This window comes from Yersinia artesiana (assembly GCF_902726545.1).
GTDB lineage: Bacteria > Pseudomonadota > Gammaproteobacteria > Enterobacterales > Enterobacteriaceae > Yersinia > Yersinia artesiana.
Genome location: NZ_CACVAD010000025.1, coordinates 20,700 through 42,365 on the forward strand (window position 1 = coordinate 20,700; position 21,666 = coordinate 42,365).

Here is a 21,666-nt window from a genome sequence, read left to right on the forward strand (position 1 = left end):
TTCCCTGATTCAGCCGCTCGCGTTCCCATTCGATAATGTCATTTCAAGTGCCATCGCCGGGCATCTAACTACACATTCACCGCAACCATCACACAATTTATCAACTAAGGTGGGGGGCTGGTTGGGCTGCCAAAGTAGTGCTTGTTTTTCACAATAATCGGCGCAACTATCACAATAGATATAGGTATTTTGGCAGAGGTTTCTTATCACCGGATAAAGGTGCGTTGAAGGCGGCGAGTCGCTGGCTGCACCTTTTAATAAGCCACGAAATAGCCCTCGACGGCTGATAACCCGGCTTTCCATATAGGCTTTGTAGTAGCGCTCATCTCTGCTCATCGTTTTTTTCACCGATACAGCTCATAAAGCTGAGGAAATAAACCTAACTTCGTTTGCAGGGTTTTTAGGTAACACTCGGTAATCTCGGCCAATAGGGGATAAACCCGATACTCGACCTGGGCATTTTTCACTAATTCAAGATAGCGGTAGGCCCACGGCAGCAGGTGCTCAGTGAGTAGCACTAGTGCCGAATCAGGTGGCTGTTGCTGAGTTAAAGCTGAGTGCTCAATGAGATGCACCCAAGCCAACAGCATTAAACCAAACTGGTCTTCCGGCTCATGGATAGCACTCTGGCTTGCCAGCCCTAATGTCGCCAGAAATTCACGATATTGCAGGGTGCTGGCTCCCATCAGAATGCTTTCTTTATCCAGATAAACAGATCCCCAAGGCGGCGCGGGCATTTCACCTTGCCCTTCAAACAGCACCGAGAAGTCATATTCCAATTGTTCTGGCGAAATATCAGGTAGCTGTTGGCAATAACGGCCAATGTTGGCCGGATGAGGCCATGGGAAAAGATCTTGTATTTGTGGCAGCAATGGCCAGAGTCGCCGCATAGTATCGGACTGCGGGGGATAGTAAAAACACGCGCCGAGAATGCGTGGCAAGGTAGTGTTTAATAACATCAACTTTCTCTCTCTCCTGGCCGGTCACGGTATTCTTATTTAGCCGCAGAGGAATGCGGCTAAACAGGCGTTTTAAAAATAATAACCTTAAAATTAATGGTCTTAAAAACGCGTCAAATTACATCGGCACTTGCCAAAGATTATAGAAAGCGATGCGCCCAGCTAATTCACCGATGACCAGCGCGGAAGCACTCACTGCCAGTGTCGCTCGTGGGATCCGGTCTTTGAGTAATGCTGCTGCGGCCACGAAAATGCCCAAAGTGAGTAGCAGGATTTGCACTCCCCAAAACATAGCCTGCTGGCTACTCAGTTCCACCGAACTTTGCCCAAGAAAACTTAAGTAGCCTGGCTTATTCACCAACGTCACGATAGCGCCAACTAATAACGCCGTGGCTCCCACCTGACGTGCGCCAGTGAGGATGGCGAAAGCACCGCCGCCGACCAATACTGTCATCCACAGCTGTAATGAGGTGTATGAGGTATCCCAGTTAGGCACTGTAGCCAATTGATAAACTTGGGTTATTGACCACGCAAAGGCTAATCCGAAAATCACTGTTACCACATTACACAGCATGGCCAGCACGGTATTTCTCACCATGACAGAGAAAAACACCGTGCCACAAGCCATCGCGACAAACAGACTGCTGAGCACTATTTCATTGCTCATCGGGGAGCGGCCGACGCCGAGTAACATGTTCATCGCCCGCAGGGGTTGTCCAACATGCAGAGCGCCAATGATCAACCCCACAAGCATCAGAATCAGGCCGACAATATTGGCCTGTTTGAGCTGTTGTGCTGTGGTCAGGCCGAGTTTATGACTCAAAAACACTAAAGCAAACACCCCAACGGCGGTTTGCCCCAGTACGGTGAAGAATACCAAAGGTAATTCGTGCATTTTATACCTCCGCCGGATTTTGGATGCGGCCTGATGTATCACCGGATGGCCTGGCATCGCGATGGCTTCTGATAACCAAATTAGGGTGGGTGAGATGGGCCAGGGGTAAGGGCGCTACTGCATCTTCTTCACCGTATTTATCACGTAATACGGTGATGTCATCGAAATCTAATGCCCGTTGTGGGCAAGATTCGACACACACTGGCTTATGTCCTTCGGCAACGCGTTGGTAGCAACCATCACATTTGGTCATCAGTTTCTTGTTGGCATCAAATTGTGGCGCACCATAGGGGCAACGCATCTCGCAATAACGACAGCCTACACACAACTCCTGATTCACGACCACTAAACCGTCTTCTTCACGTTTGTGCATGGCACCGGTCGGGCAGCCGGTGACACAAGTGGGTGACGAGCAGTGATTACAGGCGATGGACAGGTAGTAATTAAAGACATTCTGTACCCATATATTGCCCTGTTGCATCCAGCTACCGCCGCCATACTCGTAGACCCGGCGCAGTTTTGGCCCAAGTTCCAGGTTCTTCTCATCCTTGCAGCTGATTTGGCAGGTCTTGCATCCCGTGCATTTGGTAGAGTCGACAAAAAAAACCATATTGCTTCATTTTTCAACTCCTTATGCGCGTTTAACTTCAACGAGGTTGGTGTGTTGTGGGTTACCTTTCGCTAATGGCGACGGGCGCTGGGTCGTCAGGGTATTGATACATCCGCCGACATCAATGCCCTCCTTGTTGAGATTGCGCCATGCCCCTTGCGGCACACAAATCACGCCGGGTAAAACTCGCTCGGTAATTTTGACCGCAATGCGTATCCGCCCCCGGTCATTGAATATTTCGACCATCTCGCCTGGTTGGAGGCCACGAGCCTGAGCATCAATGGGGTTCATCCAAAACTGATGTGGTACTGCTTCACGTAACATTGCCACGTTGTAATAAGATGAATGGCAATGGCCTTTAATATGGAAACCGGTCATTTGTAATGGATAGGTTCTTAGCGTTTCGACATCACTGACCCCTTCAAATGTCGGGCAATATTCAGCGACGGCAGTAATGCGATCTCCGGGGGCCAGTTGCCACTCTTTTCCTAGTGTGGCAAGCGCTTCTGAGTAGATTTCAATTTTGCCTGATGGCGTTTTCAACGGGTTATTTTGCGGGTCATCACGGAAGGCTTTTAGGGCGATATATTGACTGCTATCGGCATAAATCCGGTCAATAATACCTTTGTCGTTGGTTTGCTCAAACGGCGGCAGCGCCGGGTTCTTTTCGCGCATTTTGTTATAGCTAATTTCAATCCATTCTTGCTGGGTATGACCTTCAGTAAAGGCTTCGCCAATGCCACATTTAGCCGCAATTTCGGCTAAAACATCATAAGACGGGCGACATTCCCACATAGGTTCGATAGCGTTTTGCAGTCGCGTCACGTAGTGATAAGCCCCACTGGCATAGGAGTTATCAATTAAATCATTAGATTCCACCGAGGTGACATCGGGTAATAATAAATCAGCATATTTAGCTGAGCGGGTCATGTGGTTTTCCCACACCAAAATAAACTCACACAGCGACTCATCTTGCAAAATACGGTGGGTTTTATTCAGATCAGAATGCTGATTGCCAATCACATTACTGGCGTAATTCCACATAAACTTAATATTGGTATCAAGTTTATCTTTATTCTTCACATGCGCATTTTTAGCAGTCATCTCAGTGCCACGAAAAATAGCATCAGTCCACATAAAGCAAGGAATGGCGGTTTTTATCGGGTTGGGAATACTGAATCCCGGCACGGGATATTTGACGTTCCCACCCCAGGCTCCGGTATTGGTTCCGGCCCTACCGATATTTCCGGTCATCAACGGCAACATCATAATTGAACGCGCCGCCTGTTCACCATTGGCACTGCGTTGAATGCCCCACCCCTGGGAGATCCAGGCGGCACGGGCATTTCCTAGCTCGCGCGCGAGTTGGATAATACGGGTTGGCGCAATACCGGTTATTTCGCTGGCCCATGCCGGTGTTTTTTCTATCCCGTCGGGGCCGTATCCTAAAATATAATCTTTATATGAGCTATTAGCGGGGGCCGAGGCGGGTAATGTACTGCCATCCCAACCGACACAATATTCCTTTAGGAAATCTTCATCTGTCAGATTTTCTTTAATTAATACATAACCCAATGCGGCGACCAGTGCGGCATCGGTGCCGGGGAATATCGGGATCCATTCGGCATTGAGGGTAGTGACACTATCAGTCATCCGTGGGTCGATAATAATAACTTTAGCTTTACTCTTCCCCAGAGCATGAACAGTTTCAATATATTGCCCGCCCCCTGACATGCGTGTTTCGGCCAAATTATGGCCGAACATCACCACTAAATCGGAGTTTTTAATTTCATCCAGCAGGGTTTCATCCGCATTGCCATAAATATAAGGCATTACAGTATTAATTTGCGCGGTGGAGTAGGTGCCGTGTTGATCCAGAAAACCACCCAGTAAACTGAGCATTCTTTTACAGGCATTACGCCCTTGTAAATTAGCGCCAGTAGAGCCAGAACCATATTGATAATAAATGGCTTCGTTGCCGTGTTGCTCAATGGTTTTTTTTAGATTATCCGCCACAATAGTGGTAGCTTCATCCCAACTTATTCGTTTGAATTTACCTTCGCCACGTTTACCCACTCGCAACATAGGATATTTTACCCGGTCAGGATTATAGGTTTTCCATCTGACCGAACGGCCGCGTAAGCAGGGCCGAATTTGATGTTCACCAAATGTGGAATCATCATAAATTGCTTCATTAGCAATCTTAATAATTTCACCATTTTTGACATGTACTTTTAGTGGGCAGCGGCTGCCACAGTTAACCAGGCAAGCGCTGTATTTAACCGTTTCTTGATTGGCTAATACCGCCTGTTCTGGCGCGGCTTGTACAGAAAAAGGTAGGGTGATAGAACCGGCAATTGCCGCAGCCCCAGTAACTGCGGCAGATGTTTGAATAAATTCACGGCGGCTCAGCGAGCCAGTGATAGGTCTTTTATTGTTATTCATCAACATTCCCTTTGCGAAGGACATTTTTTGGCGAAAATAAAATATGGAATAGCGTGCTAATGTCCCACCTTAGGAAATAATTTGTTACTTTCATATGATATAAATCAACTAAGAGGGTATAACGAAAATATAGAGCTTATTTATGTGATTACGTCGTAAGTTATTAGTGATTTAATGCGAGCTATTAACTATTTTCTATACATAAATTTAATATGCTAATGTGGTGAGAAACTGTGATAAAGAATCAATCTCAAATGAAAGTAATATATTTTTATTTTCTGTGATTTATTTAATTTAACTTAATTATTTTGAGAAAAGTCTTAATAAATAGATGTCGATCGTGAGTAACTATTTCTCCGTCTAATGCAAATTTAAGGAAACATTAAATCAACGTGAATAAGGGCCAAAATAGCGGCTGATTTATTTTCTAACGCAAGAGGTGATCTGTATCACGATTTTTAGCTCTTCCTGCTTGTCGTCGGGTATTAACATGTTAATTTAGCTGTAGTTGGATTGTTACCGTCAATGGCGGGCAAAACCTGATTGAGTGGCATTGATGAATGCTGCTGAGTCGGGTTTTTTTGTTTTCAGGGCTAACACATGCGAATCGCTAAAATACTTAATAATAATGTGGTTATCGTTCTCGACCAACAGGGTCAGGAGCAGGTGATGATGGGGCGCGGTCTTGGCTTTCAAAAACACCCTGGTGAATTTTTGGATAACACATTGATAGAAAAAGTATTTGCGCTGAAAGATAATGAGTGGGTTTCGCGATTAAGTGAGTTACTGAGTTGCATCCCATTAGAAGTGATGATTACTTGTGATCGAATAATCACCTTGGCGGCGGCTAAGTTGGGGAAGTTGCAAGATAATCTCTATATTTCACTCACTGACCACTGCTTCTATGCCATTGAACGCCATAAGCAAGGTTTAGATATCACCAATGGATTGCTATGGGAGATTCGTCGACTGTATCCCAAAGAGTTCGGGTTGGGCTGTGAAGCATTGCAAATCATTGAACAACGGCTCGGTGTGCAATTGCGTGAAGATGAGGCCGGATTTATTGCGCTGCATTTGGTGAATGCGCAGCTAAATAGCGAAATGTCTGAAGTCATGCAGGTCACCAAGGTGATGCAGGAAATTCTGCATATCGTAAAGTATCAGTTTAAGCTGGAATATAATGAAAACGGGCTAAGCTATCATCGCTTTGTCACGCATCTGAAATTTTTTGCGCAGCGCATGTTGGGGCGCAATAACGTCATCAGTGATGATGATTCTTTACACGATACGATAAAAGAGAATTATATTGCAGCTTATCGCTGTGCCGGGAAAGTTCAGCAACATATTAAATTGCAATATCAGCAGGATTTGAGCAAAGAAGAGCTAATGTTTTTGACTATTCATATTGAGCGGGTTCGTCGGGAATGTTCTAACTTGCCTGATTAAACCATTAGCAAAAGAGATTTTAGAATACAGGATTGTGACTGCTTAGGGCAGGCAAAACCTGAATGTGTTGGTATCGCTCAGTGGCGGTACACAGCACATTCAGGTTTTTTTTTGCCCGGACTGAATGACCCTAATAGGTGTTTATTTATATAAATCATCGCGCTATTCAAGGAAAATATTATGCAATACACAGCGGTCGCCAGCGAGATCCTCGCCGGAGTGGGCGGGAAGAGCAATATCAGCAGTGTTATACACTGCGCTACTCGGTTGCGTTTTAAACTCAAGGATACTGCACGGGCAGATGCACAAAAGCTGAAACAAAATCCGGGTGTCATTATGGTGGTGGAGAGCGGTGGACAGTTTCAGGTGGTTATTGGCAATCATGTCGGCGAGGTCTATCAGGAATTATTGCAGCAAGCGGGTTTATCTGATGGTGATGAAAATGAGCGCCAGTCGAGTGGGCAGAAAGAGAGTGTACTGAGTCATTGTATTGATATTATCTCGGGTATTTTTACCCCCTTACTCGGGATCATGGCAGCCTCCGGTATTCTTAAGGGGTTTCTGGCACTCAGTGTGGTGTGCGGCTGGTTACAGCCTACCAGCGGCAGCTATATGATTTTATTCGCTGCTGGTGACTCTTTGTTCTATTTCTTCCCTCTGGTACTGGGATATACCGCCGGTAAGAAATTTGGTGGCAATCCCTTTATTACCACGGCGATTGGTGGTGCTTTAGTCCATCCCCTGATGCTGGCTGCATTTAATGCCGCCGGGCAACCTGGTGCCGCGACCGTTTATTTCCTCGGTATTCCTGTTACTTTTATCAATTATACTTCATCGGTTATTCCTATCATATTAGCGGCTTGGGTCAGTTGTCGGTTAGAAAAAGGGTTTAATCGCGTTTTACACAGCAGTATTAAAAACTTTTTCACCCCGTTGTTGTGCCTGGCGATTACGGTTCCGGCCACATTCTTATTAATTGGCCCGCTGGCGACCTGGCTAAGCCACTTATTAGCCACCGGTTTTGAAATTATTTATTCCGCAGCCCCGCCAGTGGCTGGTGGTGTATTAGCTGGAATATGGCAAATTTGCGTTATCTTTGGCCTGCATTGGGGCTTAGTTCCATTGATGATTAATAACTTGAGTGTATTGGGCTATGACGCCATGTTACCGCTGCTATTACCGGCAGTAATGGGGCAGGTTGGCGCGACACTCGGCGTCTTTTTACGTACCCGTGATGCCAAAATGAAAGTATTGGCTGGTTCGGCATTTACTGCTGGTATATTTGGTATCACCGAACCTGCTATTTATGGGGTGACGTTACCGTCGAAAAAACCGTTTATATTCGGTTGTATCGGTGGGGCGATCGGTGGCGTTATTGTGGGGTATAGCCAGACTCATGTTTATTCATTTGGTCTGGTCAGTATTTTCTCTTTTGCCCAGATAATTCCAACCGCCGGTATTGATGCCAGCGTATGGGGAGCAATTATAGGCACTCTGACCGCATTGATTTTTGCCGCAATAGGCACTTTCTTCTTTGGCCTGCCAGCCCAAATTACAGCGCCAGAAATTAAAAACCTGCCTCAAACTTCATCTATTACCGAGGATCATAATGGCCTTGGTGAAGTGATATTTAGCCCAATCAGCGGTGAATTACAGGCATTAACTCATGTCGGCGACACTATTTTTGCCAGCGGCTTGTTGGGGGCGGGAATCGCCATTATTCCGCAACATGGCCGGGTTGTTTCACCGGTAAATGGTGTGGTGGCCTCCTTATTTAAAACTCACCATGCAATAGGCATTGAGTCCGATGCCGGTACTGAAATTCTTATTCACGTCGGTATTGATACCGTCAAACTCGAAGGTCAATATTTTACCGCGCATGTCAGTGCGGGGGATCGTGTCAATGCTGGAGATCTGTTGCTGGAGTTTGATTGCGCAGCGATTATTTCCGCAGGCTATGACCTGACCACTCCGGTCATTATCAGCAACAGTGAAGATTATCAGGATGTTCTATATGCCAAAGGAACATCTATTACAGAGCAAGCACCGTTATTAACCGTTATTCGTTAATACTTATTCAGGAGAATATAGATGAAACATGCATTTCCAGATAATTTCCTTTGGGGTGGTGCTATTGCCGCTAATCAGGTGGAGGGAGCTTATCTTACTGATGGTAAAGGACTATCTACCTCTGATTTACAACCATATGGTATTTTCGGTGATATTGTTCCCCGCGTGGATGGCGACAGTTATGTCAAAGATGTGGCTATCGATTTTTATCACCGCTATCCGCAAGATATTGCACTATTTGCCGAGATGGGCTTTAAATGCCTGCGTATTTCTATTGCCTGGACACGTATTTTTCCGCAGGGCGATGAGGATCAGCCGAATGAAGCCGGTTTGGCATTCTATGACCGATTATTCGATGAAATGGCGAAATACAATATTACGCCACTGGTGACGTTATCTCATTATGAAATGCCTTATGGTCTGGTGAAGAATTATGGTGGCTGGGGAAATCGTAAAACAATTGGTTTCTTTGAGCATTATGCCCGCACGGTATTTCAGCGTTATCAGCATAAGGTCAAATTGTGGCTGACATTTAACGAAATAAATATGTCACTACACGCGCCGTTTACCGGCGTTGGGTTAGAGCAGGAAAGCAGTAAAAGTGAGATATATCAGGCAATTCATCACCAATTAGTTGCCAGTGCCAAAGCAGTTGCTGCCTTGCATCAAATTATTCCTGATGGCCGTATTGGTAATATGTTGTTAGGCGGTTTGATGTATCCGTTAACCTGTAAACCTGCTGACGTGTTGAAAACTCTACAGCAGAATCGTGAATGGTTATTCTTTGGTGATGTACAGGTGCGCGGCTATTACCCCTCCTATATGGGCCGTTACTTTAAGCAGCATGATATTAGTATTGAGATTACGGCAGAAGATAAACAGGCACTAAAAGAAACGGTCGATTTTATTTCCTTCAGTTATTACATGAGTGGCTGTGTGACGGCCGATGAGGAATTAAATCATCAGGCCAGAGGCAATATTCTGAGCATGGTACAAAACCCGCATCTTGCCAGTTCAGAATGGGGATGGCAGATAGACCCCGATGGATTACGTATTCTGTTAAATGAATTGTGGGATCGTTATCAAAAGCCACTGTTTATTGTCGAAAATGGGCTGGGCGCAAAAGATAAGCCAGATGCTAATGGAAATATTGAAGATGACTATCGCATCGACTACCTCAATGACCACTTAGTTCAGGTCAGCGAGGCTATTGAAGATGGCGTAGAGGTGATGGGATATACCAGTTGGGGGCCGATTGACCTGGTGAGTGCTTCGAAAGCTGAATTATCCAAGCGCTACGGTTTTATTTATGTTGATCGTGACGATAGTGGTCATGGCACCCTGGAACGTCGCCGTAAGAAAAGTTTCTATTGGTATCGGGATGTTATTCAGAGTCATGGCGCGACACTGAAACGTTAACGTATCGCTATTTAAAGCGCGGTGCTTTAACCTGCACCGCGTAAACTGCTATTCTACATCAATACTCTTCAAAGCCTTATCACGCAGGGAATGAGTGCGATGTTAAATATGAGAAACCGTTTTGAGCGTAATAACCTCTTCGGCGAGAAGAATATTCATGCTGTTTTTGAAGTTAGCCTACTGCTAAAAGCGATATTGGCTATTATGGAGATTGTGGCGGGTATTTTAACTTTTTTTGTAACCCCCCAGTTTTTATTGAATATATTGCATCGCATCACTCAAGCTGAATTTATCCAAGATCGTGGCGATGTGATTGCCAATTATTTGTTGCATGCAGCACAAAGTCTTTCCATTAGCAGTTTGCATTTCGCCGCGTTTTATTTATTAATTCATGGCATTGTTAAGTTGTGGGTCATTATTGGATTGTGGCGCAAAAAACTGGGGTATTACCCGGCGGCAATAATCATTTTTGGCTTATTTATTGTCTATCAACTTTATCGTTATACCTTTACTCATTCTATTATGCTGATTTTAATCACTATTCTTGATGTGGTGGTTATCGTGCTGACCGTGCTGGAATACCAGCAATTGCGGCAAAAACCGCCTGTTGCTGGTTGAAAACGCCGATGATGGTGAGACCACAAAACATTTAGTCGGCAAAAATATGGGCCTGACCCATAATCGTCAAATCAACCATTAAGCCAACATGGATGCCTTCGCGACTGATAGTTTTGATTTCTACGATTTCATTATGCTCGATAATAGATAACGTCAGCGTTGAAATAAAACCGGCAAAATCAATACTGATAATCTTAGCCAAACAGTGAGTCGGGTAATGGTGAGTTGTGGGCAGGGGCGTGATGGTTACTTGCTCGGGGCGCAGCATAATACGCGTTTGCCCATGGCATGTTGCATCGTCGACCTTGACCCGGCCTAGCGCGCAGTCGGCCCATCCGGCCGCAATATTCGCGGAAAGAATCAGTGTTTCACCGAGGAATGTTGCGGTCGGCTCATCAATCGGCCTGAGATAAAGCTCTTGCGGCGCACCCACATGAGCCAGCTTGCCCACGCGCATTACCGCGACTTGATCGGCAAAAGATAATGCTTCGCTTTGATCGTGCGTGACTAATATGGCGGCGATATTGGCTTGCGACAGCAGTTCAGCTACCGCTTTACGGGTAGATGCGCGCAAGGCGGTATCCAGTGCTGAAAAGGGTTCGTCCAATAGCATCAATACCGGGCTTTGCGCCAATGCTCTGGCAAGTGCGACACGTTGTTGCTGACCACCGGATATTTCATGGGGCCAAAGTTGCGCTAATCGCCGGTCTAGCGCCACCATTTCCATCAATTCATCCACCCGCCGGGCTTTATCTTGCTTGCTGCCTTTTAGCCCATAAGCAATGTTGCCCGCCACGGTAAAATGTGGAAACAGTGCGCCATCTTGCGGGACAAACCCAATCCCGCGTTTATGCGCCGGTACGTGAGTTGATTGGTCAAATAGCGGATTTCCTTGCAAAATCACCTTGCCGCTATCCGGCGTTTCGAAGCCGGCAATAATACGTAGCAATGTGGTTTTACCCGAACCTGATGGCCCGACAATCGCAGTACGGCTGCCCGCCGTCACCTGTAAATCAATGCCGTCTAATACCTTGACCGATTGGTACGATTTACCGATTTGTTGAAGTTCAAGCGTGCTCATAATCCTGCCGTACGTTGAGATTGAGAATAAAGGAGCCAGGTGAGTGGCAGGGAGAGCGCCACCATGAGCAGGGCGTAAGGTGATGCAGCAACATAATCTATTTCACTGGTTAATGCCCAGAACCCGGTGGCCAGGGTTCGGGTACCATTGGGGGCCAATAATAAAGTGGCGGTCAATTCATTGGATATCGCCAGAAATACCAAGGCGGCCCCCGCCGCTGCACCGGGGGCTGCCAGCCGCATGGTGGTGCTCCAGATGGCCTGAGTGGGCGTCTTACCCAAACTGCGTGCCACGTTTTCCAGCTCGACCGGCGCGGTTGCAATACCGGCCCGTAAGCTGATTAAAGCGCGTGGCGTAAACATCAGTAAATAGGCCAGTAAAAGGGTGAATTCCGTTTGATATAGCGGTCGTGCAATGCGGATGGTGATGGTTACCAGCGCCAGTGCGACCACAATACCGGGCAGTGAGCTGGTGACATAGTTACACCCTTCCATGGCCCGATATAAGCGCCCTGGATAGCGCACAGATAACCAGGCCATTGGTATGGCGCATAGGGTGATAATCACGGCACCGATCAGTGCCAGAGCCAGTGTTTGTTTCAAGGCTGGAAGCAGCTCAGCATTCAACCATACATCAATGCCGCCGATGTAGAGCCAGCGAGTGAGGGTGAGAAATGGCACGCCGAGCGAGAGGGCGGTCATTGCCAGTGGTAATAGCAGACACAACAGGGTGAGGGCGGTTCCCATTGAATAAGCGGTTTGTCTGCGTGCGCTACCCGAACCGACTCTGGCGTAGCGGTTATAGCCACGGCTGGTGGCTTCGATTAACAATAATCCCAGACAACATAACGCCAGAACCCCCGCGAGCATATTGGCCGCTGGGCCATTAAAGGTGGATTGGAATTGATCAAAAATAGCCGTGGTAAAGGTATCGAAACGGATCATGGCGTACAGGCCATATTCTGCTAACAAATGCAGTGCAATCAATATCGAACCACCCCAAACAGCGAGTTTTAATTGTGGCAACACCACGCGGAAAAATACGGCTGTAGGTGTGCTTCCTAATGAAGCCGCTGCATCTTCCAGACCGGGATCAAGGCGGCGCAATACCGCTGAGGCGGGCAGATAAATAAAAGGGAAATAGGCAATAACAGAGATAAATACCCCCGCGCCAAGCCCGTGCATTGAGGGTACCAGGCTTATCCAGGCGTAACTTTGCACAAAAGCAGGCACTGCCAGTGGGGCGATAGCCAGCAGTGACCAAATTCGCCTGCCGGGTAGTGTGGTGCGCTCGGTGAGCCACGCCAACGCCACACCAATAATGGCGCATAGCGGCAAAGTGAACGCCACCAGTAATGCCGTGTTAAGTAGTAATTCCCCCACGCGAGGGCGGAAAACGAGCGCCTTGACCGTTGACCAACCGGTATCAATGGCAATGCCAATCACAAACCCCAGTGGCAGCAGGGACAGTAGAGAAAGCATCACCGCAATAGCCACAATCCCAGAACCAGGGCGACGGCTATATTGGTGTTGAGTTGCCTGACTCAGCGGCATGGGGATAACATCGGGGTTTACATTGGCCATAATCGTCAAGGCACTCGGCGTGTTAATGCCCGTCGGTCAGAAACGCGACGGGCTAAAAATACATATTATCAGCAGGTTGGCTGTATTACAGCAGGCCAGCTTCTGTCATCAACTCAACCACTTTCTTGCTGTTCAGTTTAGACGGTTCTACTTTTGGTGCATCCAGATCTTTCAGCGGCACCAATTTAGGGTTAGATGCGGCATCGACACCCACGGCGTATTCAAATGCGTTATTGGTGCGCAAGATATCCTGACCTGATTTGCCGGTTATCCATTTCACGAATTCCTGTGCTTCTTTTGGATGCTTGCTCGACGCCAATACACCGCCACCAGAGATACTCACAAAAGCACCCGGATCTTGATGTTTGAAGTAATGCAGTTGAGTTTTGCCGCTGTTTTCACCGGTTTTGGCTTGATCAACAAAGCGGTAATAGTGGTAGATAACCCCGCCATCAATTTGGCCAGCATTCACCGCTTTCATCACCGTGCTATTACCTTTATAAGCCGTCGCGTTGGCTTTCATGGCTTTTAACCATTCCAACGTGGCTTTTTCGCCTTTCAGTTCCAGCATGGCGCTAACAATGGCCTGGAAATCAGCCCCAGAAGGTGATGCAGCCCAACGGCCTTTCCACTCAGGTTTGGCTAAGTCCATGATTGACTTAGGCAACTCGGCTGCGCTGATTTTTTCCGGATTATAGACAAACACAGTGCTGCGGGCGGCAATGCCAGTCCAGCGGCCATGTTCAGGGCGATACTCTTTCGCCACCTGAGCTTGTGTTGCCGCATCCAATGGGGCGAACAATTTTGCATTATCCACCAGTACCATTGCCGGAGAGTTTTCCGTCAGGAAAACGTCGGCGGGTGACGCGCTGCCTTCCTGAACCAACTGATTACCTAATTCGCTGTCCCCGCCATTGCGCAGGGTCACTTTGATGCCGGTATCTTTGGTAAAGCCGTCAACCCAGGATTTCACCAGATTTTCGTGTTGGGCGTTATACACCACAATACCTTCGTCATTGGATGCAGCACTGGCGGAAAAAGCCAGCATCATTGAGGAAGCTAATAGTGCAACAGGGCCAAGAGAGGATAAACGTAACTTCATAAAGACATCCTTTAAACAGGTCAAAGAAGAAAACGAGAGAGTCAGTCAACGGAGAAACATGTCGATTGTATAGAAAGAAATTAGCAATGATAGTGAAAATCATTCGTATTATTTGCTACGAAATGTTTCATTGATGTTGCTGTAATTCCTTATTCTTCAAAGGGTTTAGCCTATTTCCCTCTGACGCAGGCACCAGTTACTGTACGATTCCTATTGCAAATAACCCAGTATAATCCTGCATTTTCCTGTTTGTTCCTTATAGGCAATGGCTTAACATAGCTATTACTTTTTGGCATGGTTTATGGATATACGATGCGTCACTTAGCTGTCATTCTTCCCTCACTCCTTTTGCTCTCCGCCTGTAGCAGCAAGCCGACGCCTCCTGTTGCTGCCACGCCGTCGGATGGCCTGACACAAAGTGGTTTTTTACTGGAACCGCAACATGTGGGTCACGTGCCAGACGGTGATTTTTCCTACAATGCGGATACCGCCCGTTTTGTTGATAAAATGGTACGTGAGCATGGTTTTGAGCGTCAGCAACTGCATGATGTATTAGCGCAAACTAAAAAACTGGATTTTGTTATCCGCTTGATGGATAAGCAAGCGCCGACCTCTGGCCGTCCATCCGGGCCAAATGGTGCCTGGAACCGCTATCGCAACCAGTTTATTACGCCAGATAACGTGCAAAATGGGGTGAATTTCTGGAATCAACATGAAAAAACCCTGCAACGTGCTTATGAGGTCTACGGGGTTCCACCCGAAATTATTGTTGGCATCATAGGTGTTGAAACGCGCTGGGGTCGGGTGATGGGTAAGACTCGTATCATTGATGCGCTGGCAACACTCTCTTTTGCTTATCCGCGCCGCGCCGAGTATTTTTCTGGTGAGCTGGAAACCTTCTTGCTGATGGCGCGCGCTGAGGGCTATGACCCGCTCAGTCTGCGCGGCTCCTACGCTGGGGCCATGGGCTATGGTCAATTTATGCCATCGTCATTTAAAGATTATGCTGTTGATTTTAATGGCAATGGTCATATCAATTTGTGGGATCCGGAGGATGCTATCGGCAGTGTGGCGAATTACTTCAAAGCACACGGCTGGACCAAAGGGGCGGCGGTGGCTATTCCTGCCAACGGCCAAGCGCCGAATCTCGAAAATGGCTTTAAGACCAAATACCCCATCTCGACATTATCTGCCGCAGGGCTAAGCCCGACCGGTTCGCTGGGCGATTATCAGGAAGCCAGCTTGCTGCGTTTTGATGTCGGTACCGGCTATCAATATTGGTATGGTTTGCCAAACTTCTACACTATTACCCGCTACAACCACAGTACCCATTACGCGATGGCGGTGTGGCAGTTGGGGGAGGCGGTTGGCCGGGCGCGTCGGAGTTAATTAGATACCCGTCATCTTTCACGTTGCAGGTGTGTTGGCTGCTCTCGATAACCCGAATCACTTACTGATGTAAGCTCATCGGGATTAATGAGCCTCATCCCTGAGGCTCACCCTGCGGGCAGCATAAATGCTGTACAAATCGGTTCCCGACCGATTTGTATCTTGCTTGCCGCCTTCCTGCACCATGAAATCTATAGGGTATATCTTGCTGACAAAGTTAAACCAAAGACATCACAGCAGATGAGAAATATCATCCGGATGAACCGATGGTGGAGACTGACGCCAACCGCGCGTTAGCCACAGCAGGTAAATAAAACCTGCCAGTAACCACAGCAGGCCCACCTCCAGCGCGCGCTGTTCAAGATGAACCCACAACCACACCGACATCACAAACCCCATCATTGGCAGTAGCCCGTATTTAAACATGGCTGAAGCGCCACGACGTTTCTCATTGAAAATAAAGTGTTTTATAACGCTCAAATTCACGAAGGTGAACGCGCCGAGCGCACCGAAGCTAATCATCGACACTACTAAATTCAGATCAAGGAACAGCGCCAGCAGCGAGATGGTCGCCACGAACAAGATAGCGCGCCACGGCGTATGGAACTTGCGATGCAGATGGAAGAACACTTTGCGCGGCAGTACCCCTTCACGGCCCATGGCATAGAAGATGCGCGACACACTGGTCTGTGCGGTCATCGCCGAGGCATAAACCCCCGTCAGGTAAGTGGCCATAAAGAAGTTATACATCCACTTACCGCCGACATGCTCGGAGATAATCAGGCTGGCGGTGTCCTGATAGGGGATTAATGACACCCAGTCTGGATAAACCAAGTGCGCGGCATAAGACACCGCAATAAAGATGGCACCGGCACTTATCACGGTAAACAGAATGGCGCGTGGCAGAGTGCGTTTCGCGTCGTGGGCTTCTTCTGCCATAGTCGCGATAGCATCAAAACCGAGGAATGCCAGACAAAGCACCGCAGCACCGGATAATAAACCAGACATATCACCGGCATTGACCAGCAGTGGCTTCATTAACGCCGCCGGGCTTAAATCTGCCTGACTGAAAGAAAGAGCAATAAATAATACGATAAAGATCATCTGCGCCGCGATCAGCGAGAAATTCACCGAAGTGAGCAGGCGCACACCGAGAATATTCAACAGGCTGACACTGACAATAGACGCAATAATAAATACCGGTGCGGGGATCGCCGGAAATGCCTCATGCAAGAAAATGCCTAAAACCAAATAATTCAGGATTGGCAGGAACAGATAATCCAAAATTTGCGCCCAACCCACCAGAAAACCGGTTTTTCCACCAAAACTACGCTGAACGTAAGAATAGGCAGAACCTGATAACGGCATAGCGTTAGTCATCCGGCAATAACTGAGGGCGGTAAATAAAATGGTGGCTACGGTGATCAGATAGGCAATGGGGAGATGCCCCTGACTTAATACAGTCACCTGTCCGTAGGTAGTAAATACGCCTAAAGGCACCATATAGGCGAGCCCGAAAGCGACCAGCGCGGGGGTTTTAAGCACTCTGCGCAACTGAATATTTTGTGGCATTACCGTATCATCTCCTGGTGTGTACAAGCACCGCTAAGCTGCATTTTTATGCAGATCTAAAATAGAAAGGAGCGGATTTTGACACAAGGGGGGAAGGTTTGAAAGCCAATACCTTTCCGACCTGGTATTGCCGCGTTATTTGCCAGATTGATGACCCGGGTTATCCAGTGAAATTACTGCTGATTTCAGCCTATTTATCACCCGAATCACTGACTTACATCAGTGGCTCGGGTGAGTATAAACACCGGTTTATCCGGCCTGATAAACCACTTTGCCGCCAATCAATGTCGATTCCACCTGAGTTTGATAAATCGTCGCTGGCGACTGCTCAAACAGGTTATTTTTCAAAATGATAATATCGGCAAATTTACCCGCTTCCAGTGAGCCAATATACTGCTCTTTGGCAATCATATACGCCGCGTCAATGGTGGCGGAGCGCAATGTCTCAATCAGCGTCAGGTCGCGATCATTATCCAGCCGCGGGCCTGCGGGGCTGCCGTCAAGATGCCATGCGCGGCGGGTCATCCCCACTTGCAGGTTGTACCATTCATCCAAACGGTCAATCGGCCAGTCACTTCCATAAGCAATACGTGCCCCTGCATCAAGGAAACGCGCTGCGGGTTCCATATGTTGGAAACGGGCTTCACCCAGCATTTCGCGCTCTTCATCAATTAATACACCCGGCAAACCGCCCCACTGGAAAGAGAGCACGGCAGTCGCCCCCAGTTTGGCAAAGCGGTCATATTGATGAGCTGCGACCAGTTCATTATGCGCCAGCCCCGGCCGGATATCTTTGCCAGGGAAAGCTGCCCGCATCTGCTCCACCGCATCCAGCACCATTTCGATGGCACCATCACCCACGGTGTGAGTGTGTGGATGCAGGCCAGCACGGGCGCATTCCAGCATCACCGCATTGACCACTGGCGCGGTAAAATAGAGGTCGCCATAGTGTTTCGTTGGCTGCCAGTCTGGTTTTTCCGCCGTGCCGTGGTTGGCTCGATAAGGTTCGAGCAGGGCGGCGGTCATGGTCGGCGGCTGTAATACACCGTCGATAAACAGTTTCAAATGATCAACAGCAAACCCCGGTGCGGGTGTCCACTCTTCATTTCCCCACAGGCGACCAAATTCCACCACTTCTTGCACCACGCGTGCCGCATCTTCTGGCCCTTGCAGGCTGTCTGGTGTCACTTCTTTGGCACCCAGAACGCGCAAAGTCAGCTCATTGCGCTCATATAATTGGCGGAAAGCCAGCAATTGTTCGGCAAATACACGGGTATCCATCACAGTAGTGACGCCCTGAGCATTTAAGACTTGCTGCACATGAGCGGCAATTTGCACATTCTTTTCTGGCGTGGCGGAAGGGATGCTGTCAAAGGCGCGCATGGCCGGTGCATCTTCCAAAATGCCAGTAAGTTTGCCGTTCGCGTCGCGAGCAATTTTGCCATCGGGTGGGACTGGGGTATTTTCATCAATCCCCAGCAACTCAAGCGCGCGGCTATTGGCCGCCAGTGTATGGCAGTCATTCGAGAACAACGCTACCGGGCGACGAGTATTAAGTGTGTCGAGGGCGGCACGGCTCATATCTGCACCTACTGGTGTCATGGCCTGGCGCTGCCAGGCACGCACTGTCAACCAGTCATTTTCGCCTTTAAAGGGATCACTATCGAGATGCTTTTGGATAATATCCAACGTCTGCTCAACACTCAGCGCGGCATAATTGAGATTGCAACCGATCAGCTGTTTGCCACCCCAAAACGGGTGCATATGGCTGTCAATAAGGCCGGGCATCATAAACTTGCCAGCCAGATCGATAAGTTGGGTTTTCGGGCCGGAAAACTGTGGGATAAGCTCATCATTGCCCGTCGCCAGAATATAGCCCTGGCCCAGTGCGATGGCGCTGCACACCCGGTTATTGGCATCTGCCGTGTAAATGATGCCGTTGTAATAGATAACATCGGCGACAGTAGATTGTTGAGTCATAGTAGGCTCTCAAAAATCCCGTTCTTCCTTGATGTTGCAGCAGTTTTCAGATGTTTGCCACAACGCCAATGATTTTGGGAATAGGTGGGTCAAATAGCCATTATAGCCTGTATCTTCGGTAAAACTCCCAGTGAGATACAAACTAAGGCTGGTGTTAGTTTAAGGGGTTTTGAGTAATTCGGCTTTCATCGTGGCGGTTAGATGGCGCAGTATTTCTGTTTCCGAAAAACCTAATTCGGTTAATTGAGTCAATCCATCCAGACCACAGACCAGCCCAATCAAGCGCCATGCAATATCACTGGCATTGATATCAGAGCGGAATTCATCATTGGCTATTCCGGCCTCAATCACCTCGACGGTGGCCTGATGCCAATCTGACATTGAGGTGGCGCAGGCCTCTTTAATCAAGTTATCGCGTTCGGCCATGACCGAGACTTCATTCCATAAGCGCGTTTCTCGTTTCCCCGCTTCATCCTGCGGATAACCCAGAACAAGAAGCACCCGCTCGTGGGCCGGTAAGTTTTGGCTGTTTATCGCGAAAGCCGCTAAAGATTGCTTCACTAATAATAGAAAAGCATCGGCCCGCAGTTGTGAAACCGACGCAAAGTGATGATGTACTTGCCCGACAGCCACGCCCGCCTCACTGGCAACACGGCGCACGGTGGTGGCGTTCATCCCCTCGGTTATAGCGACACGCATCGCAGCGTGCAAAATGGTGTCATGTCGCTCTTCACGGTTCAAATAGGCCAAAGAGGCTCCTTTATTTGACGCATTAATGTTTTCATCATTATGTGATGAATTGGACGTTAGTTCAACATTCCGCTATTATTGCGAAACTGAACAGATGTTCAATTTAAAATTTTGCCTAATCCGAGCGTTTTGTATGTCTAAAAAGTGGATGATTTTCTACGTAATTATTCTGATGTATCTCCCTGTTTCTATTGATGCAACTGTACTTCATGTGGCTGCACCACGATTGGGGATCGCCTTGTCTGCTACCGGCAGCGAGTTATTGTGGATCATCGATATTTACTCGTTGGTGATGGCCTGTTTATTGCTCCCAATGGGGGCGCTGGGCGATCGCATCGGTTTTAAACGTCTGGCTTTATTGGGGTCGGTGCTGTTTGGTTTGGCCTCTCTTGGCGCAGCTTTAGCGCCCTCAGTGGTGGCATTGATCGCCGCACGTGCTTTTTTGGCGATTGGCGCGGCGATGATTCTGCCCGCCACTTTATCCGCCGTGCGCCATATCTTCACCGATGAACGCGAGCGGGCTTTAGCACTAGGAATTTGGGTCGCTATTGGCACCATGGGCGCGGCGATGGGGCCGTTGGTCGGTGGGCTATTAATGGAATACTTCTATTGGGGAGCGGTGTTCTTAATCAATATTCCTATTATTATCGCGGTGGTTATTGCCACATTGGTGGTTATTCCTACTCAGCCGATGCGCACTGAACAGACATGGAAATTGGCTCCGGCATTGGTGCTGATCACCGCCATCCTGATGCTGGTCTATGCGGCCAAAACCGGGCTGCGCGGCAATGGCGATCCGGTAACGACGTCGCTGACGGCCTTGTTGGGTGGTGTGATGCTGTTTGTTTTTGTGCGCCATCAATTGTCTACCACTGCCCCGATGATCGATTTTCGTCTGATAAGTCAGCGAGTTATTGCTGTTGGTATCACAATGGCAATGACGGCGATGATAACGCTGGTGGGGTTTGAATTACTTCTGACGCAAGAATTGCAGTTTGTATTGGGCAAAAGTCCACTTGAAGCGGGCATATTTCTGCTGCCTTTAATGATTGCCAGCGGAGTGAGCGGGCCGCTATCGGGGTGGTTAGTGGCAAAACTGGGATTACGCACTGTCGCCAGTGCCGGTATCGCCTTCAGTTCATTAAGTTTTCTTGGGTTGGCCTGGACCGATTTTGCCACGCAGGTATATCAGGCGTGGGGATGGATGATATTACTCGGTTTCAGTATTGAAGCTTCACTGCTGGCCTCCACGGCGGCAATCATGAGCGCGGCGCCGCCAGAAAAAGCCGGTGCAGCGGGGGCCGTCGAGGGGATGGCTTATGAGTTGGGCGCAGGTTTGGGGGTGGCAATCTTTGGCTTGATGCTATCGCGGGCCTATACTGCCTCGATTGTATTACCGGAGGATTTGCCCGCCAGCTTAACGGAACAGGCCAGCGCGTCTATCAGCGAAACCATTCAGGTAGTAAATAACCTTGGTGGGTATGACGCGCTGCTCAATAGTGCCAAGCTCGCTTTTTCAGCCTCCCACAGCTTAGTGTTAGGTACCGCCAGCGGTTTGCTGATTCTGCTTGCGACTGTGGTTTGGTTCGCCATGCCGGCGAGAAAAATACGGCAATTTGCACATTGATCGAGGGGGCCAACTGGCCCCTGATACTCGTCCACGGCTTCTTTTTTTATTAAACTGTTTATTAACGGTTTAGAGTCTGCCAATTCTCTTTATTTATTAGTCATTGCTCTTCGTTAAGTG

At 48.2% G+C, this 21,666-nt stretch carries 16 protein-coding genes and 1 pseudogene; 6 read left to right on the top strand and 11 right to left on the bottom strand.

The window, feature by feature from the left end:
- Positions 1–9: 9 nt before the first annotated feature.
- The 5 genes and pseudogenes from HU019_RS10425 to HU019_RS10445 all read right to left on the bottom strand — a co-directional run bounded on the left by HU019_RS10425 (position 10) and on the right by HU019_RS10445 (position 4,909).
- Positions 10–336 (bottom strand): 4Fe-4S binding protein, encoded by a 327-nt coding sequence (locus HU019_RS10425; RefSeq protein WP_174849713.1) that lies wholly within the window; start codon positions 334–336, stop codon positions 10–12.
- Between the two features lie 8 nt (positions 337–344).
- Positions 345–959 carry a TorD/DmsD family molecular chaperone gene (locus tag HU019_RS10430; protein ID WP_174849712.1) on the bottom strand — a complete coding sequence of 205 codons (615 nt, stop codon included), beginning with the start codon at positions 957–959 and terminating at the stop codon, positions 345–347.
- A gap of 118 nt (positions 960–1,077) precedes the next feature.
- Complete coding sequence (locus HU019_RS10435; protein WP_174849711.1) at positions 1,078–1,854, bottom strand: dimethyl sulfoxide reductase anchor subunit family protein; 777 nt, start codon at positions 1,852–1,854, stop codon at positions 1,078–1,080.
- Between the two features lies 1 nt (position 1,855).
- Positions 1,856–2,474: pseudogene (locus HU019_RS10440) on the bottom strand (DMSO/selenate family reductase complex B subunit).
- 11 nt (positions 2,475–2,485) lie between these two features.
- The gene (locus tag HU019_RS10445) at positions 2,486–4,909 is read right to left on the bottom strand and encodes a DmsA/YnfE/YnfF family dimethyl sulfoxide reductase (RefSeq protein ID WP_174849709.1); all 2,424 of its coding nucleotides are present in this window, start codon (positions 4,907–4,909) and stop codon (positions 2,486–2,488) included.
- A gap of 600 nt (positions 4,910–5,509) precedes the next feature.
- Here HU019_RS10445 and licT point away from each other — a divergent pair.
- The 4 genes from licT (at position 5,510) to HU019_RS10465 (ending at position 10,462) form a co-directional block, all read left to right on the top strand.
- Entirely contained in the window at positions 5,510–6,355 is an 846-nt protein-coding gene (gene licT, locus HU019_RS10450; RefSeq protein ID WP_174849708.1) for a BglG family transcription antiterminator LicT, read from the top strand.
- A 180-nt stretch (positions 6,356–6,535) separates the two neighbouring features.
- A complete protein-coding gene (bglF, locus tag HU019_RS10455; RefSeq protein ID WP_174849707.1) occupies positions 6,536–8,425 on the top strand; it encodes a PTS beta-glucoside transporter subunit IIABC in 1,890 nt (629 codons plus the stop codon).
- A gap of 21 nt (positions 8,426–8,446) precedes the next feature.
- Complete coding sequence (locus HU019_RS10460; protein ID WP_174849706.1) at positions 8,447–9,844, top strand: glycoside hydrolase family 1 protein; 1,398 nt, start codon at positions 8,447–8,449, stop codon at positions 9,842–9,844.
- Positions 9,845–9,943: 99 nt separating this feature from the next.
- Complete coding sequence (locus HU019_RS10465; RefSeq protein WP_174849705.1) at positions 9,944–10,462, top strand: DUF2127 domain-containing protein; 519 nt, start codon at positions 9,944–9,946, stop codon at positions 10,460–10,462.
- Positions 10,463–10,493: 31 nt separating this feature from the next.
- Here HU019_RS10465 and HU019_RS10470 read toward each other — a convergent pair whose 3' ends face one another.
- From HU019_RS10470 to HU019_RS10480, 3 genes are all read right to left on the bottom strand, one after another.
- Positions 10,494–11,543: an ABC transporter ATP-binding protein gene (locus HU019_RS10470; RefSeq protein WP_174849704.1), complete on the bottom strand. Its 1,050-nt coding sequence runs from the start codon at positions 11,541–11,543 to the stop codon at positions 10,494–10,496.
- Entirely contained in the window at positions 11,540–13,126 is a 1,587-nt protein-coding gene (locus HU019_RS10475; RefSeq protein ID WP_174849703.1) for an ABC transporter permease, read from the bottom strand. The genes HU019_RS10470 and HU019_RS10475 overlap by 4 nt, the downstream gene beginning before the upstream one ends.
- Before the next feature lie 85 nt (positions 13,127–13,211).
- Positions 13,212–14,228: an iron ABC transporter substrate-binding protein gene (locus HU019_RS10480; RefSeq protein WP_174849702.1), complete on the bottom strand. Its 1,017-nt coding sequence runs from the start codon at positions 14,226–14,228 to the stop codon at positions 13,212–13,214.
- 312 nt (positions 14,229–14,540) lie between these two features.
- Between HU019_RS10480 and mltB the strand changes: the two genes are divergently transcribed.
- The gene (gene mltB / locus HU019_RS10485) at positions 14,541–15,617 is read left to right on the top strand and encodes a lytic murein transglycosylase B (RefSeq protein WP_174849701.1); all 1,077 of its coding nucleotides are present in this window, start codon (positions 14,541–14,543) and stop codon (positions 15,615–15,617) included.
- Between the two features lie 231 nt (positions 15,618–15,848).
- Here the strand turns inward: mltB and HU019_RS10490 are convergent, their stop codons facing one another.
- From HU019_RS10490 to HU019_RS10500, 3 genes are all read right to left on the bottom strand, one after another.
- On the bottom strand, positions 15,849–17,189 hold the full coding sequence (locus tag HU019_RS10490; RefSeq protein ID WP_174849700.1) for an APC family permease: 1,341 nt from the start codon (positions 17,187–17,189) through the stop codon (positions 15,849–15,851).
- 249 nt (positions 17,190–17,438) lie between these two features.
- Positions 17,439–19,169 carry an amidohydrolase gene (locus HU019_RS10495; RefSeq protein ID WP_174849699.1) on the bottom strand — a complete coding sequence of 577 codons (1,731 nt, stop codon included), beginning with the start codon at positions 19,167–19,169 and terminating at the stop codon, positions 17,439–17,441.
- A gap of 159 nt (positions 19,170–19,328) precedes the next feature.
- Complete coding sequence (locus HU019_RS10500; protein WP_174849698.1) at positions 19,329–19,919, bottom strand: TetR family transcriptional regulator; 591 nt, start codon at positions 19,917–19,919, stop codon at positions 19,329–19,331.
- 133 nt (positions 19,920–20,052) lie between these two features.
- Here HU019_RS10500 and HU019_RS10505 point away from each other — a divergent pair, with 133 nt between their 5' ends.
- Positions 20,053–21,546: an MFS transporter gene (locus HU019_RS10505; RefSeq protein ID WP_174849697.1), complete on the top strand. Its 1,494-nt coding sequence runs from the start codon at positions 20,053–20,055 to the stop codon at positions 21,544–21,546.
- The last annotated feature ends 120 nt before the right edge of the window (positions 21,547–21,666 follow it).

Excerpts from the sequence above, each read along its gene's own strand:
- HU019_RS10425 (WP_174849713.1), bottom strand. The coding sequence starts at position 336 with ATGAGCAGAGATGAGCGCTACTACAAAGCCTATATGGAAAGCCGGGTT.
- HU019_RS10430 (WP_174849712.1), bottom strand. The coding sequence starts at position 959 with ATGTTATTAAACACTACCTTGCCACGCATTCTCGGCGCGTGTTTTTAC.
- HU019_RS10435 (WP_174849711.1), bottom strand. The coding sequence starts at position 1,854 with ATGCACGAATTACCTTTGGTATTCTTCACCGTACTGGGGCAAACCGCC.
- HU019_RS10445 (WP_174849709.1), bottom strand. The coding sequence starts at position 4,909 with ATGAATAACAATAAAAGACCTATCACTGGCTCGCTGAGCCGCCGTGAA.
- licT (WP_174849708.1), top strand. The coding sequence starts at position 5,510 with ATGCGAATCGCTAAAATACTTAATAATAATGTGGTTATCGTTCTCGAC.
- bglF (WP_174849707.1), top strand. The coding sequence starts at position 6,536 with ATGCAATACACAGCGGTCGCCAGCGAGATCCTCGCCGGAGTGGGCGGG.
- HU019_RS10460 (WP_174849706.1), top strand. The coding sequence starts at position 8,447 with ATGAAACATGCATTTCCAGATAATTTCCTTTGGGGTGGTGCTATTGCC.
- HU019_RS10465 (WP_174849705.1), top strand. The coding sequence starts at position 9,944 with ATGTTAAATATGAGAAACCGTTTTGAGCGTAATAACCTCTTCGGCGAG.
- HU019_RS10470 (WP_174849704.1), bottom strand. The coding sequence starts at position 11,543 with ATGAGCACGCTTGAACTTCAACAAATCGGTAAATCGTACCAATCGGTC.
- HU019_RS10475 (WP_174849703.1), bottom strand. The coding sequence starts at position 13,126 with ATGGCCAATGTAAACCCCGATGTTATCCCCATGCCGCTGAGTCAGGCA.
- HU019_RS10480 (WP_174849702.1), bottom strand. The coding sequence starts at position 14,228 with ATGAAGTTACGTTTATCCTCTCTTGGCCCTGTTGCACTATTAGCTTCC.
- mltB (WP_174849701.1), top strand. The coding sequence starts at position 14,541 with ATGCGTCACTTAGCTGTCATTCTTCCCTCACTCCTTTTGCTCTCCGCC.
- HU019_RS10490 (WP_174849700.1), bottom strand. The coding sequence starts at position 17,189 with ATGCCACAAAATATTCAGTTGCGCAGAGTGCTTAAAACCCCCGCGCTG.
- HU019_RS10495 (WP_174849699.1), bottom strand. The coding sequence starts at position 19,169 with ATGACTCAACAATCTACTGTCGCCGATGTTATCTATTACAACGGCATC.
- HU019_RS10505 (WP_174849697.1), top strand. The coding sequence starts at position 20,053 with ATGTCTAAAAAGTGGATGATTTTCTACGTAATTATTCTGATGTATCTC.